Source organism: Calditrichota bacterium (genome assembly GCA_013112635.1).
Taxonomy (GTDB): domain Bacteria; phylum Calditrichota; class Calditrichia; order Calditrichales; family J004; genus JABFGF01.
This window is the reverse complement of sequence record JABFGF010000004.1, coordinates 340355-354798: the sequence shown is the minus strand read 5'-3', so window position 1 is coordinate 354798 and position 14444 is coordinate 340355. Positions and strand designations below refer to the sequence as shown.

Annotated in this window: 11 protein-coding genes; all 11 read left to right on the top strand. The window is 34.9% G+C overall.

The genetic code is table 11. From position 1 onward, the window contains the following. Positions 1-65 precede the first annotated feature (65 nt). The 11 genes from HND50_13060 (at position 66) to HND50_13010 (ending at position 14439) form a co-directional block, all read left to right on the top strand. Positions 66-1028, top strand: a complete 963-nt coding sequence (locus tag HND50_13060; protein NOG46165.1) for a hypothetical protein — start codon at positions 66-68, stop codon at positions 1026-1028. Continuing rightward, the gene (locus HND50_13055; protein NOG46164.1) at positions 1028-1984 is read left to right on the top strand and encodes an NAD-dependent epimerase/dehydratase family protein; all 957 of its coding nucleotides are present in this window, start codon (positions 1028-1030) and stop codon (positions 1982-1984) included. The genes HND50_13060 and HND50_13055 overlap by 1 nt, the downstream gene beginning before the upstream one ends. Continuing rightward, positions 1974-2843 carry a hypothetical protein gene (locus tag HND50_13050; GenBank protein NOG46163.1) on the top strand — a complete coding sequence of 290 codons (870 nt, stop codon included), beginning with the start codon at positions 1974-1976 and terminating at the stop codon, positions 2841-2843. The genes HND50_13055 and HND50_13050 overlap by 11 nt, the downstream gene beginning before the upstream one ends. Before the next feature lie 90 nt (positions 2844-2933). Then, positions 2934-3890: a glycosyltransferase gene (locus tag HND50_13045; GenBank protein NOG46162.1), complete on the top strand. Its 957-nt coding sequence runs from the start codon at positions 2934-2936 to the stop codon at positions 3888-3890. A gap of 7 nt (positions 3891-3897) precedes the next feature. Continuing rightward, on the top strand, positions 3898-5592 hold the full coding sequence (locus HND50_13040; protein ID NOG46161.1) for a glycosyltransferase: 1695 nt from the start codon (positions 3898-3900) through the stop codon (positions 5590-5592). Positions 5593-5763: 171 nt separating this feature from the next. Then, the gene (locus tag HND50_13035; protein ID NOG46160.1) at positions 5764-7320 is read left to right on the top strand and encodes an aminoglycoside phosphotransferase family protein; all 1557 of its coding nucleotides are present in this window, start codon (positions 5764-5766) and stop codon (positions 7318-7320) included. Positions 7321-7353: 33 nt separating this feature from the next. Further along, complete coding sequence (locus tag HND50_13030) at positions 7354-8652, top strand: hypothetical protein (protein NOG46159.1); 1299 nt, start codon at positions 7354-7356, stop codon at positions 8650-8652. Between the two features lie 152 nt (positions 8653-8804). Further along, positions 8805-10403 carry a T9SS type A sorting domain-containing protein gene (locus tag HND50_13025; protein NOG46158.1) on the top strand — a complete coding sequence of 533 codons (1599 nt, stop codon included), beginning with the start codon at positions 8805-8807 and terminating at the stop codon, positions 10401-10403. A gap of 28 nt (positions 10404-10431) precedes the next feature. After that, positions 10432-11919 carry a lipopolysaccharide biosynthesis protein gene (locus HND50_13020; GenBank protein ID NOG46157.1) on the top strand — a complete coding sequence of 496 codons (1488 nt, stop codon included), beginning with the start codon at positions 10432-10434 and terminating at the stop codon, positions 11917-11919. Continuing rightward, positions 11909-13570, top strand: a complete 1662-nt coding sequence (locus HND50_13015; protein ID NOG46156.1) for a hypothetical protein — start codon at positions 11909-11911, stop codon at positions 13568-13570. Before HND50_13020 ends, HND50_13015 begins: the two co-directional genes overlap by 11 nt. Beyond that, positions 13567-14439, top strand: a complete 873-nt coding sequence (locus HND50_13010; protein ID NOG46155.1) for a polyprenyl synthetase family protein — start codon at positions 13567-13569, stop codon at positions 14437-14439. Before HND50_13015 ends, HND50_13010 begins: the two co-directional genes overlap by 4 nt. Positions 14440-14444: the final 5 nt, after the last annotated feature.

Sequence of the window (14444 nt, the reverse complement as noted above, 5' to 3'; positions counted from 1 at the left end):
AGGATGGAATCAATTTTCTGACTGAAATTTTCTACTTACCAACAATCATCTAATAAATCAAAAAAATGACCAATTTCTTAGTTACAATCGATACTGAAGAAGAACGGGAATGGGGAAGTGAATATAAAGATCATACTCATTATACCGTAGAAAACATAAAATGGCTCGACCCGCTTCAAAAGGTGTTTGATAAGCATGGCGTTAAAGCAACATATTTAATTGATTATCCCGTGGTGATAAATAAAGATGCTGTAAATATTTTAAAAAACTATAAAGATAATCATAATGCTGAGATAGGCACTCATCTTCACCCCTGGGTAAATCCACCTTATGAGGAGGAAGCATCTGTTGTAAATTCTCTTACACATAATCTGCCTATTGAGCTACAATTTAAAAAAATGGAAGTTCTGACAAATGCAATTGCTGATGCAATGCATGAAAAGCCGTGCACATACAGAGCCGGGCGATATGGATTTGATTCAACAACCATCAAAGTTTTGGAAGATTTGGACTACACAGTGGACACAAGTGTAGTGCCATTTAGAGAGGCTAAACAATCTTATGAAGCTTCTTTTGGATATCTCAATTCAATCGAGCCCTATAGATTGGATTATAACGACATCATGAAATCAGGCCAATCAAAATTATTGGAAGTACCATTATCTGTAGGATTCAATCGTAAAGTTCCAGCTATTTTAGAAGCGAACTATAATGGGTTGCCCAATATCGGCATACGCAGGGTACTCAGCAAAGTATTGGATATTGATATGTTTTGGTTAAGGCCATCTTATGCGAATCTGCACCAAATGAAACAAGTGAGCAGCACTTTTATTAAGAAAGGTATTTCCTTTTTAAATATGATGTTCCATTCCAATGAATTAATGCCAAATGGATCAAAATATTGCAAAACTGAAGAAGATGTTAACCGTTATTTAAAACAGCTCGATGACTATTTTACCTGGTTGAATAAAAACTATTCAATTAATTTTGTAACATTAAAAGAAACCCCATCAATTTATAATACATAATGAATATTTTAATTACAGGCATAAGCGGGTTTATCGGGTCACATATCGCAGAAGAATTGCTCAAAAACGGGCATACACTTTTTGCACCCATTCGAAGAGAATCCGAACAAAAAATTTCTGAATTAAAAAAGCAGACAAACTTAAATATTTTAAGTGGCGAGTTTCATGATGCTGAACTGTTGAATTCAATAAAAGAAAAAATTGATGTTATTCTTCATTTTGCTTCTATTCGTGGTGCAGGAATGGGCACACTGACTGATTACACCAAAATTAATGTTGGCGGAACCCAGACACTTTTGGATTATGCAAAAGATAACAAGATCCCTAAGTTTATCTACTGCAGTACAGTTGGTGTTTTAGGCAGTATCCCTAAAAAAGTACCTGCAAAGCCGGATGATAAACCACGCGCAGATGGACTTTATCATCAGACAAAATTCGAATCTGAAAAAAGGGTTTTAGCTGAAAATGGAGCCAGTCTAATCACTTGTGTGGTTAGACCTACAATTACTTACGGAGCGCGTGACGATGGATTTATTCCTAAAATGATTTCAATGGTTGAAAACAAAAAACTAATTCTACCTTCAGGAACAGTAAAACTGCACTTACTTAATGTAAGCGCTTTTGCCACTTTAATTTCGAGTATGATTGAACATGATAAATGGGCAGGTAAAATTTTTCATGTTGCTGATAAAGAACCTGTAATCCTAAGGAAATTGGTGAACAAGATTTCTAATATTGTCTCAAAACAAGACTATCCGGGAATTTACAGAGTCCCCGGGTTTGTTTACAGGATGAGTACATTCTTGTTGACGGTTTTGGGTATGCAAAAAATAAATACAAGCATTAAATTGATTAGCAGGAATTGGTTTTATGATATTAGCAAAACCGTTGATGAACTGGACTATCAGCCTGCGGACACATTAACTTCTATTGAAAGTGTAATTGATGGAAACTAACGAACGCAAAACTTCAACCGTACTAAGTATTTTAGATACCTGGCCGGAATATTACGATCATATGGATGAAGGAATTGGGACAACCTATGAACGCTTTATCCTGCACAGATATTTTATAAAACTTAAAGAAGAATACGATGTGCAGTCTATTCTGGAAACACCAAGTTTTGGCATGACTGGTGTCTCTTTGATTAACAGTATCTGGTGGTCAGCACAGGGGATAACTCCAACTGTTCTTGATACAAATGATGAACGCATTGAAAAATCACAAAAAGTATGGGACAGTGTTCCGCTCTCGGCAAAACTGCAAAAAATTGATGATGCCGGAGATGTGCCGTTTGCTGAGAATGAATTTGATATGAGTTGGAATTTTGCCAGTCTCTGGTTTGTAAAAAATATGCCGGAGTATGTTTCGTCGTTGTGCAAATCAACAAAAAAAGTAATTTTCATCTGTGTACCAAATGCTAATGGACTTGGTTTTCATCTTCGTACAAAGTTTAATAATGAGGTAATTCCGGATTTTTATATTAAAAATATTTTGCCAAAAAACTTTGTTCCTCTTTTTGAACAGAACGGCTGGAAAAAGAAGAAAGCCGGTTATCTCGATATTCCGCCGTGGCCGGATATAGCCATGAAAAAAGAAGACATGTTGCGCAAAGCAGGGCTTGGATTTCTTGTAAAGGAAGATCAACAGAATGGTGAAACGACTTTTGAAAAGAAATGTATTGTTGATTTTTTCAGTGGAACAAACCCGGGGCTTGAGGAAGATATTCTTAAATATGACTTTTTGGAAAAAGCACCCTTTCCAATAAAACAAGTTTGGGGACATCACCGCTGGTTTATTTTTGAACAAGCTTAATTCCCAAAAATATGTTCAAGTATTCTAATTAAAAATCTGTCATTCCTGCACGTTTTAAGCAGGAATCTTGTACCTGTATTCAGATTCCCGATGAATGAATTAGGGAATGACAACAAATACAGCCAACAACAAAATAATAAAACTATGATCTCAGTAATCCTGCCTTCCTATAATTCTGAAACAACAATTGAACCTGTTTTAACTGCGCTTAAGAATCAGTCTTATAATGATCCGTATGAAATAATTCTTGTTGATAGCTCCGAGGATAAAACACCGGAGATAGTCCGCTCAAAATTTCCGGAAATAAAATATATTCATCTAAAAACAAAAACCGATCCGGGTACAGCAAGAAATTTGGGTTTAAAAGAAAGTACCGGGAAATACATTTTGTTTATTGACTCGGATTGTGTTGCACAACCCGACTGGATTGAGAAAATGGTTTCTATGCACGACTCGACTGATCATGCAGCTGTTGGCGGAGGGGTTATTAACGGCAACGATCCTAAGAACAATGTGGCCTGGGCAGGTTATATGGCTGAGTTCCGTGAGTTTATTCCTGAACAAGGCCGGCGCGAAGTAGGGCATATCCCTACCTGCAATATTTCTTATAAACGCAGATACCTGGAAGATTTGGGTGGTTTCAATCCAAACTATTATCCACAGGAAGACCTGGATTTTAATCATCGCCTTGTAGAATCCGGAGCCACAATTTTATTTAATCCGGAAGCACAGGTTGCCCATAATCACCGGACAACGGTTAAAGATTTTGTGCGACATCAGAAAAACGTTGGTAGAATCACCTCAACCATGCTAAACATTTTACCGCTTGAAGGTTCAAAAATTGCCCGCAGCAAATTAAAGACACTTATTTTTATACCGTTTATACCCGTTGTTAAGTGGTTTAGAACATTGTCTATTTTTTGGAAGCTGAACAGATCAATTATTTTAAAACATCCGTCGGCTATTTTCATTTTTGCATATGGTCTTTTACCCTGGTCCATCGGCTTCATAAATGGAGTTTTTAAATACAGTCCCCAATCTAAATAAAGAGAAAATGAAACCAGTCATAATAATACCTGCATTAAACGAATCTCCACGAATTGAAAAAGTATTAAATAATCTGTTTAAACTTAAACAAGATTTTGATGTCATTATCGTGGATGCCATGTCTACAGATGGTACACGCGAGAATATTCAAAGGCTTCAATCAAAACATCCTAATTTAAAACTTATTGACCAACCGGAAAGAAATGGTTTTGGTAATGGTTTAAAAATAGGCTTTCAGGAAGCCATGAAAGGTGACTATGATCCAATCATAACAATGGATGGAAATGGATCACATGGCACTCAGTATATAAGTGATTTCCTGGAAAAATCACATGATTATGATCTGGTAATTGGCAGCCGTTATATTGACGGAGTAAGAGTTGAAGGTTGGCGGTTTAGGAAATTGCTCGTAAGTAAACTGGCCAGCATGTATGTCTCTTATGTTTTAATTAAACCTATCTGGGATTTTACTTCAGGCTTTCGCTGCTATCGCAGATCAGTTCTTGAAGAAATTGATCTGAATGATTTGCACCGCGAAGGATATATAATTCAGATCCAATTATTGCATTTAGCCTATAAGGCCAGAAAAAGAGTTAAAGAAATCCCTTTTGTTTACCGTGATACTCTTGACCGGGTTTCTAAAGTAGGGATGCAAAATAAACTAAAAACATTTCTTTATGTTTTGCGATATAGTGCCCCCGTTTTAGAAATTTTTCGTCACCTGGTATATTTAAAGAAAGAGTATGAGCGCTTTGTTGAAGAATATGATGAGCTTATTAATCCTGCAAAATTGAAAAATGGCGGGCAATTTGAGATTAAGGAAAATTATTCCGTCAGTGTCGGCGTAATGGCCTATAATGAAGAAAAACTGGTTGGGAAATGCCTCGATGGTTTATTAAACCAGGAATTAAAAAGTGGACATATTGAAGAAATATTTGTTGTCTCGTCCGGATCAACCGATCGTACAAATGAGATTGTTCGCGAATATGAAAAGAAAGATAAACGAATAAAGCTAATTGTTCAGGCAACCCGAATGGGTAAAGCAGCCGCAATAAATGATTTTTTAGCGCGGGCAAAAGGCGATATTACCATCGTTGAAAGTTCTGATACTGTGACAGAACCATACACAGTTGAAGAAATGATAAAAACATTTTCGGATAAAGAAGTTGGTATGTGTGGTGTTCACCCAGTGCCGGTAAATGATCGTAAAACTTTTGTAGGATATTCTGTGCATCGTTTATGGGAACTGCACCACGCCATGGCATTGGATCATCCAAAATGCGGAGAAATGATTGCCTTCCGCAACCTGGTTCCCAGAATACCAAAGTATACTTCTGTAGATGAAGCGGCCATTGAAGGAATCCTGAACAAAGAAGGCTTTAAACTGGCTTATGCCGAGAATGCAATTTTGCATAACAAAGGTCCTGAGACTGTAAGAGATTTTATTAAGCAGCGCCGCAGGATTGCATCAGGCCACAGACATTTGGCAGCTTCGATGGGGCATCATGTTTTTACACAAAGCTCAGGAAATATTTTTGGTTATGTTTTAAAAAGCCAAAAATGGAATCCAAAACATATTATTTTTATGGGCTTGCTGATTAGTGTTGAAGGTTATTCACGTTTTATGGGCATGATTGATTTTTACCTCCGTGACAAAAACCCCTTTGTGTGGGATATTTCTAAATCTACTAAACACATGTAAGTTTTTAGACACGCCAAGAAGAGAAATTCTTTTACGTCAAAGAATTAATAATTCAAACATTTCTTTTTTTACAGAATTTTTTATTTAACAGGGTGCTGATTGAACTATTTAAACAGAGAATGGGCATTTAATTTTATTTTTTATTTATGTCCCTTTTATTTAAAACAAAGAATGCTAATAATAACTGACCGCCCTTCCAGAACAGATATAGATTTTGATCTCTTCGATTTGAAAGTTTCATTTGCACTTCCGGAAAAATTTAAGGCGGGTAATAAAGTTAACCAGAATATTGCAGCACAATATTTTGATTTAAAAAATCCGGACATTGACGTTTCTAAGTTTGATCTTGTTGTAATCGATTTACGCAAATCATTCTCAAAGAATATTCTAAACTACATTTCTGACAACATATTAGATAGTTCAACTTTGGTTCATTTAGAATGGTCTGACTCCAGAAATTCAATATGGTATAAGTTTTACCGGAATTTTTTCTTATCAAAGAATAATGGTAAAAATATTTCGAATTTAAAAACAAGTTCAGATGTCCCTGACACCTTAAAACTAAAATGGTTGTTTTATATAGTTCCGGGCCTACATAAACCTGTTCATTTTATTCGGCCTAATTTTCAATCTAATATTAACACTTTAACAAAAAGTCCTTTAAAAAACTGGTTAAAAAAGAATGGTGGTTTTTACCTTCAGAAAAATCAAACGGTTGCCATTGCACAAAAAGAATATGATGAAAAACTCATAAATCCGATTGAGGAATTGATTTTAGCTATTTGTAAAGAGAAAAATATTTGTAGTCCTGATTACGACACAGTTATAAAACGTCTAATTATCTCAGGTAGTCAGGTTTTAATATTGGATATTACAATTGATGGAAATGGCTATTTTGTAAGATTTCCATTAGGTGTTAGTTCACTCGGTCGTTTAAAGCAACAGCATTCCATTCTAAAATACCTTTCAGATAATAATATTAAAATTGTTCCTAAGCCGATAATCTTGGAAAAAACAGTTCCTTTCCAATATTTTATTCAGGAAAAAATTGTTGGTGAAAAAAACGTAAGGATATTGTACGGGAAAAATAACCAGGGTGTCGATAAACTTTATGATGAAGCATTTAAAAAGATTTCAGAAATCCATTCTGCTTTTGGAGAAAATATCCTAATTGAAAAAGAGTCATTTACTACTTATGTCAAACCGATGTTCAATCTGATAAACGAAAGGTTAACAGATTATTCTGAAACAAAACCTGCTATTCAAAAAATAGAAAAGTATTTGTTTAATACGCTACAGGGCAAACGGTTGAAAACAAGTGTTTGCCATGGGGATTTTAAAATTGAAAATTGTATTTATAATAAAGATGGCGAACTACAGGGAATTATTGATTGGGATATGAGTGAACAAAAAGGATTGGTCCTGGTAGACGTCGCTTCAGTGTTTACAAACAGCATAAGACTGAAGTATTATCAAAAATTAGGGTTGGCGAAATTTATGTTAAATTTCACACAAGTCCCTGGTGAGTTGTTAAAATCATATCAGGATTATTGTACTGAATCAGATATGGATATGCCCGATCCAATGACATTAGTTGTTTATTACTGGATTGACCGTATTTGGAAGCTTTTATTATACCGTTCTTTTACGGATAAAGCCTGGTTGGAAGCAAACATTTTTCCTGTATTAAATCGTATTGACTATTTTATTGACCAACCAAATAACTGACATTACAAATTAAAAACAGACTTGAGAAATCATTTGACAAGTTCTAATGTTTTTGCATTGGTTGTGGATCATTTAAACCAAAGCAATTTGCGGTATTGTTTATTAAGAACAGATGAAAGCAATCCATTTAGTGAATCCGAATTGGATGTTTTAGTTCATCCAAATGATTCTGCATTGTTTGACAGTATTGTTAAAGAGGCAGGATTTATCCTTTGGAAATCGAGGGATGTTCTTAAAAAAAAGGTTTATGCTATTTATACAGAAAACAAACTGCTTCTTATTGACGTTCATTTCGCTATGATTCAAAATGGTATCGAGTATCTTTCTCTTGAAGGAATCTTTGATAGGCGAATAAAAAATGATATGTTCTATACATTATCCAGAGAAGACAGTTTTTTACATTATTTTTATCATAATCTTTTAGGTAAATCACACATCCAGGTTAAACATCTGCCTATTATTAAAAAACTTATAAACAGCGGATTAAATTGGGAATATATTGAAACAAAGATCAAAAGCCCTAAGATAAAAAATATAGTTGATCAATTTATAAAAGCCCCGGATAAGTTTTCTGAACCCAGTGATCAAACAATAAAATTCTGTAATGAGGTTCGAAGCATATTTTTAACTTCTTTTTCAAACCGTTTTAGAGTCTGGTACCTGAAAAATATAATCAGAAAATTTAATAGAAATAAAGGCGTGCATTTTGCCTTTATGGGGGTTGATGGAGCAGGTAAAAGTTCACTTATCGAAACGTTGGATAATAACTTAAAAGATGTAAAAGGTGTTAAGCATAGAATAGTTTATATGGGCCCGTGGGGACATTCACTTTCCCCCTGGCATAAGTGGGTTTTAAACAAGCAAATATCGCTACCTGCAGAAAATGAAAAAAAATCAATTTTTAAGAAATTTAAACAGCAGTTAAAAGGTTTAACGTATTATTCCAGTATTTTTCTGGAATTGTGGTATCGTTATTTTAAGCTTGTACGTCCTTCAATTAAAAAAGGACAAATTGTTTTAAGTGACCGATATGTTTATGATTTACGTCATATATATAAAAAACGACCGGTAAAGGGTTTTCGATTTGCCCGTTTTTTTATTTGCAAATTTTTCCCCAAGCCGGATAATGTAGTTTTTTTATATAATGAACCCAAAGTAATTGTTGAACGAAAACCTCAACTGGATGCCCAAAGTATTAAAATGTTTCAAGATTATTACCGGGATACATTAAAAAATTATGAGCATCAGCAAATTCTTACAGACCGTTCACCGGGAATACTGGCCGAAGAGACATTAAGTAAACTAATGGCTCTTTTATTAAACCGTAATTAATAGTTTTTGGGAAGTTAATACCTATAAGGAAGTAGATTATCAAGCATTCATTTTTAAATATATTATTTTTTACAGCCTTTTTACTTCTTTTTATTCCTCAGGAAAACTATGCTCAAGTATCAGGCGCGGCCATTTCAAATGCAAGCGCAGATATGGAAAAATCTAACCAAAGCCAGGTATTATATCACGATAACACCTGGTGGGGTGTATTTAAAGCTATAAATAATAAATGGATTATTGCAGAACTTAGCGGAAGTAGTTGGTCCCTGAATTTGGAAACAGGAATTGTCGGGGAATCCAGTGCTGACGCATTTGTAAATGAATCAACTGATAAATTATACATGATTGTTTCCAAAGGTTCTGAGCAATTTACCCGCCTTAGCTACAGTGGTGGAAGCTGGACTGAAGATAGCGGATTTCCAATTGCCATCAATCTTGAAAGCGTTTTAGGTAATGATCCGGCTTGTATTACACAAGCAGCAGATGGAGACCTTTTTATATTTTATTGTTCCAGCGGTTCAGTAAAAGCTTTATATAGTTCAAACGATGGAGTAAGCTGGACAACTTTAACAATTACAACCGGCGTGGATGCAAGTTCTATTACAGATGCTATTGCCTTTGATGATCAGATTGGTCTTTTTATAGGCGATGGATCTTCAAACCAGGGATTCCAGTTTTACAGACTGCCGGATACAGATTCCCCAACAACACCATCTAACTGGATTAGTGAATCTTTACCAACTTCGGGCGAGGATGCGGATGATCATGTAAATATAATCCGGGATGCAAGTGATAATTTGTATATGATTGGGAAAAATAAAAAAAGTCCGCCACCCTATTTTTATCTTTATAAAAGAAATTCTAATGCAACCTGGGAGAGTTATGAAGTTGATGGATTGGGTGCAACCAGACCTGCATTGGCATTAAATGGTGATACACAAACTCTTATTATTGGTGCAAAAAATGACGGAATAATTGAGTACGTTCTTTTGGATAAAGATAATTTAAGTAATGTTTCTTCCTCAGATTGGGTACCTGTATTACAAAACAATGGTGATGCTTTTAATAATGTTTCTCTCTCTTACCAGATATTAAGTAATACAAGTGATGTTGTTTTTGTTGCTGAAAATACTTCTGCTGGGACGATTTGGTTTAATACTTTGGATAACCCTGATCAATCACTTCCGGTAGAATTGTCTTCATTTAATGCCAAAGTTGAAAAAGATAAAATTGTTTTAAATTGGGTAACACAATCTGAATTAAATAATGCTTTTTTTATTTTGGAACGTGCCACAGAAAATTTGGTGTATGAAGAAATCGCCAAAATCCAGGGAAAAGGAAATAGCTCTGTCATTTCAAATTATTCTTTCAGCGATACTGATGTTGAAGAATCACGTGTTTATTATTATCGGTTATCGGAACAGGCTTTGGATGGGCAGGTTTCTTTGTTACGTGTTTTAGAAATATCAACAAATCCTTTTCCACCAACGGCTGTCCTTTCGCAAAACTATCCAAATCCATTTAATCCTCAAACTGTAATAAACTATTACATCCCTGCTAAAAGCCATGTTAAGATGGAATTATTTAATGAGTCAGGGCAGAAAGTTCGTGTTCTGGTAAATCAGCAACAAGCCCAGGGGGCATACTCAATTACCTTTAATGCAGGTTCACTTAGTAGTGGTATCTACTTTTACCGGCTTTTAACTTCATCTGGTTTTACTCAAACAAAAAAACTACACTTAGTCCGCTAATCTTTTATTATTTACTTAATTCCACAATATGAAAACTGATTTAGCCAAAAAAACCAAACTTGGCATAATTTGGAATGCCATGAATATTGTGGTGAATAAATTTTTTCGCCTGATATCAGGAATAATTTTAGCCCGTTTATTATTTCCTGAAGATTTTGGATTGTATGGACTTGCACTAATTATAATCCGCTTTTCGCGCAGACTGACAAATATGGGATTCGCTTCTGTAATTGTACAAAGAAAAGATATCTCTAAAAACGAAATTGATACAATTTTTACAGCAAGTTTTGCAATAAACCTTATAGTAGCTGCTGCGCTTTATTTTGTTGCCCCGTTTTTTGCAGAGTGGATTGATGAGCCAAAAGTAACTAAAGTTATCCAGGTTATTTCTCTTACATTTTTAGCTGCAGCTTTTAGTTTGGTTGCAGGAAATATTTTAAAAAGAGATTTACGCTTTAAAGAGCTTTCCATAAGCCGATCAATGCGCCCGATTTTTAATTACCCGGCTGCAATTGGTTTGGCCTTAATGAATTTTGGGGCGTGGAGTTTGATTCTTGGTGAATTGATTGGGACGCTGGCCATGATGCTTGCAATGGTTTTATATTCGCGTTGGGTCCCAAATTTTTACTTTAGTATTGCTAGTTTTAAAAAAGTATATGCTTATGGAATGAAAGTCTCATTTATATCTTATTTGAATTATTTTACTAATAACATTGATTATTTCTTAATAAGTAAATTCCTTGGAATGGGCGCATTAGGTTACTATGAACGCGCATTTAATCTGATGAACCTAACCCGCAAGCAATTAGGGCGGACAGTAAATGAAACACTCTTTTCAGCCTATTCCAAAATAAATGAAGATCGTGAACGGGTTGTTAAAAATTTATCCAAAGTATTAAACTATGTTTCTCTGGTAGGTTACCCGGTTCTTATTTGGTTGTTTTTTGCTGCTCCCTCGCTAATAGTTGTTTTGTATGGCGAGAAATGGTTGCCGACTGTTTTACCTTTACAAATTATGTGTGCATCCGGATTATTGAATACACTCATTATGGTTTTTTTCCCAGTCACGTTGGCAATGGATTTAACATCTGACCGTTTGAAAGCCCAGATTATTTTTCTCTTTTCAATGGCAGTTCTTATTTACTTTTTGCTGCCATACAATATTGCCGGTGTTGCCTTAGCAATCGTTATTGCCAACACAATCTATGCGCTTCTAATGATTCGATTAATGAAGAAGAATCTGGACTTTAAGATATCAGACTTTTTTAGATCACAAAAAACGGCTCTTCTTTATGCAATATTTCAAGTAGCAATTTTAACTGGAGTAACCAGAGGAGCGTTATTGTATTTCCCACAAGAATCGATTTTTATGTTTATAACAGTTGGCGTTTCTACACTCGTTTCCTTTTCCCTTACACATCTTATCTTTAGAAAAAGTGACTATCAAAACCTAATTGGTGAATTCACAAATATGATTAAAAAGAAGAAAGCAAAATCCATAAAAAATGCCAAATAGAAAACAATATTTGAAACCGGATAAATTTCTCTTAATAATTCTTGCTGTAGCTTTAATTCTCAGGCTTTATTTTATAATATCATTTGATTATATCTCACCTGATGGGACGCAATATGCTACACTTGGATATAATCTGGTTCATGAATTTAAATACGAAAGTAACGGGGCTCATTTCCCCGATATAATCCAGCCACCTTTATATCCCTTGTTGTTGGGATTGGTTAGTATTCTTTTTTCATCCATTATGGCTGGCAAAATAGTATCTCTCATTTTTGGAATTCTGCTTGTATTGCTGGTTTACCATTTTGTAAGATCATTAAAACCTGAAGGCAACTTAGCCTATTTTGCTGCTTTGCTGATTGCGGTTCACCCCGGTTTGATAGCTGTTTCCAGCCAGGTAGCCACAGAATCGCTTTATCTTTTTTTGATGATGTCAATCTTTGTACAAGGCTGGTTTTTGATTAACAACCCAACTATCAAAAATACAATTGCTCTCGCATTTCTTTATGTACTGGCCTTTATGACGCGGCCGGAAGCATTGTTATTTTTTATAGTCTTCATATTTATTCAGGCTGTGTTATTATTTATGAAAAGAATGCCGGTTAAGCTTTTGTTTACAAATCTTATTATTTTTGCGCTTGGTGCAAGTTTTTACGGGATAAGCGTTTCTCAAGAGTTAGGATATTTTTCAATTTCACCAAAAATTAATTTTGTGAGGGCGCAAGGCAAGTTTCAGGCACATCAAAAACGACTTATTGAAAAATCCGGTCAAAAATTGGACAACAAAGAAATTGGGCTGCAAGCAAGATACGCATTATCTGCAGATTCTTCTCAACTTGCAACACATGCCCTTTTATACAAAGATGCGGCGACAATCGACTTAATGAACAGTTCTAAAGAAATAACTGTAAAAAAATCCGGGGCGGTTTCAGGCTTATTTAAATATATCTTTTACAATATTAAAATGGTTGCCTATAGAATTGCCAAAGGCATTGTAACGCCAATTGTATATATTTTATTTTTTGTATTGGGTTTCTTTGCTTTAAGAAAAACGTTAAAAGCCAGAAGGAAGCTATTGTTATACGGCTTTCTAATGATCACGCCTTTATCCGTTTACTTGGTTACCCACATTGAAGAGCGGTTTTTACATTTGATCATCCCGTTTGGAATTGTTTTTTTTAGTGCAGGACTTGATTACCTGGCTGAATTGTTCGGGAAACTTATATCAAACGAAAACACAAAAATGGTGGCGATTACCGCGTTGGTCGTTTTAACTATAATTCCTTCATATATGCTTGTAACAGAAAAAATGGAAGAAAAAGATTATTATCGACAATTGGCAGGCGAATTAAAAAGAATAGCTGGTGTGGATTCAAAAATAGCTTCATTGGTTCCACATATTTCGTTTTTTTCAGAAGTAAAATACTGTCCTGTACCTTTTGCTTCGCTGGACGGTTTGAGTGTATATTTGAAACATCAAAAAGCAGAATTTTTGTTTATTGAAGAAAAAGATTTTTCAAAGCGGCCGTTCTTAAAAAAGATTGTGAACAGTGAAAGTGACATATTTACAAAACTCAAATATGGTGAAACATCAAATACAAAATATTGGTTGTACCAATTAAAACCTACTAACCCAAGGGGTTCCCTATGAGTGAAAAAATAAATACTTTTTTAGAAGAAATAAAACGTATGGTTGATACGGAAATTGAAAGTGCTTTAGTAAACAATGAACCATTGATTGATGGTTTATATAAATCCGCTGCATATTCTGCTGGTGGTGGAAAACGGGTAAGAGCGGTTTTTACAAATCTTGTTGGCAATATGTTTGGTATAAAAAAAGAAGCAATGCACAAAACGGCCTGCGCTGTGGAATTGATTCATGCCGCCTCGTTGATTATGGATGACCTGCCATATATGGATGATTCTCAGCTCCGAAGAGGAAAGCCATCAAACCATGTGGTTTTTGGACAAGATGTGGCGCTGTGTGCAAGTATTGCGTTGCTTTCTAAAGCTGTAGATTTGGTATTAATGGATGAAAAAATTGACCTTGAAACTAGAAACAAGATTTCGCAAATCTTAACACAGTCTTATGGATTTGAAGGATTGGCAGCCGGACAATTTGTTGATTTAAAGCTAAAACGTAAAAATATAGATTTTAATATTGTTGAGTTTATAAACGCAAAGAAAACAGCTGCACTTTTTACAGCAGCCGGAAAAGCAGGAGCTTTGATTGGTAAAGCTTCTACTGAACAGATTAAAGCTATTGAAGATTTTTCTGAAAACATTGGTTTTGCTTTTCAAATTGTAGATGATATTCTGGATGTTGTCGGCGAAACAAATGTTGTTGGTAAAGATCTTGAACATGATAAAATGAATTTTGTGATGCTTGTTGGAAAAGAAGAAGCAGAAAAACAGGCTAAAGAGTACACTGAAAAAGCTTTAAGAGCACTTGATATTTTTGGGGACAAAGCCAACGAGCTTAAAGCCTTGAGCGATTTTTTAATTAAACGGGTCAGCTAAATTAA

What these genes read in the sequence shown, in the direction of transcription:
- HND50_13060 (NOG46165.1), top strand. Translation starts at nt 66, where the DNA reads ATGACCAATTTCTTAGTTACAATCGATACTGAAGAAGAACGGGAATGG.
- HND50_13055 (NOG46164.1), top strand. Translation starts at nt 1,028, where the DNA reads ATGAATATTTTAATTACAGGCATAAGCGGGTTTATCGGGTCACATATC.
- HND50_13050 (NOG46163.1), top strand. Translation starts at nt 1,974, where the DNA reads ATGGAAACTAACGAACGCAAAACTTCAACCGTACTAAGTATTTTAGAT.
- HND50_13045 (NOG46162.1), top strand. Translation starts at nt 2,934, where the DNA reads ATGAATGAATTAGGGAATGACAACAAATACAGCCAACAACAAAATAAT.
- HND50_13040 (NOG46161.1), top strand. Translation starts at nt 3,898, where the DNA reads ATGAAACCAGTCATAATAATACCTGCATTAAACGAATCTCCACGAATT.
- HND50_13035 (NOG46160.1), top strand. Translation starts at nt 5,764, where the DNA reads ATGCTAATAATAACTGACCGCCCTTCCAGAACAGATATAGATTTTGAT.
- HND50_13025 (NOG46158.1), top strand. Translation starts at nt 8,805, where the DNA reads ATGGAAAAATCTAACCAAAGCCAGGTATTATATCACGATAACACCTGG.
- HND50_13020 (NOG46157.1), top strand. Translation starts at nt 10,432, where the DNA reads ATGAAAACTGATTTAGCCAAAAAAACCAAACTTGGCATAATTTGGAAT.
- HND50_13015 (NOG46156.1), top strand. Translation starts at nt 11,909, where the DNA reads ATGCCAAATAGAAAACAATATTTGAAACCGGATAAATTTCTCTTAATA.
- HND50_13010 (NOG46155.1), top strand. Translation starts at nt 13,567, where the DNA reads ATGAGTGAAAAAATAAATACTTTTTTAGAAGAAATAAAACGTATGGTT.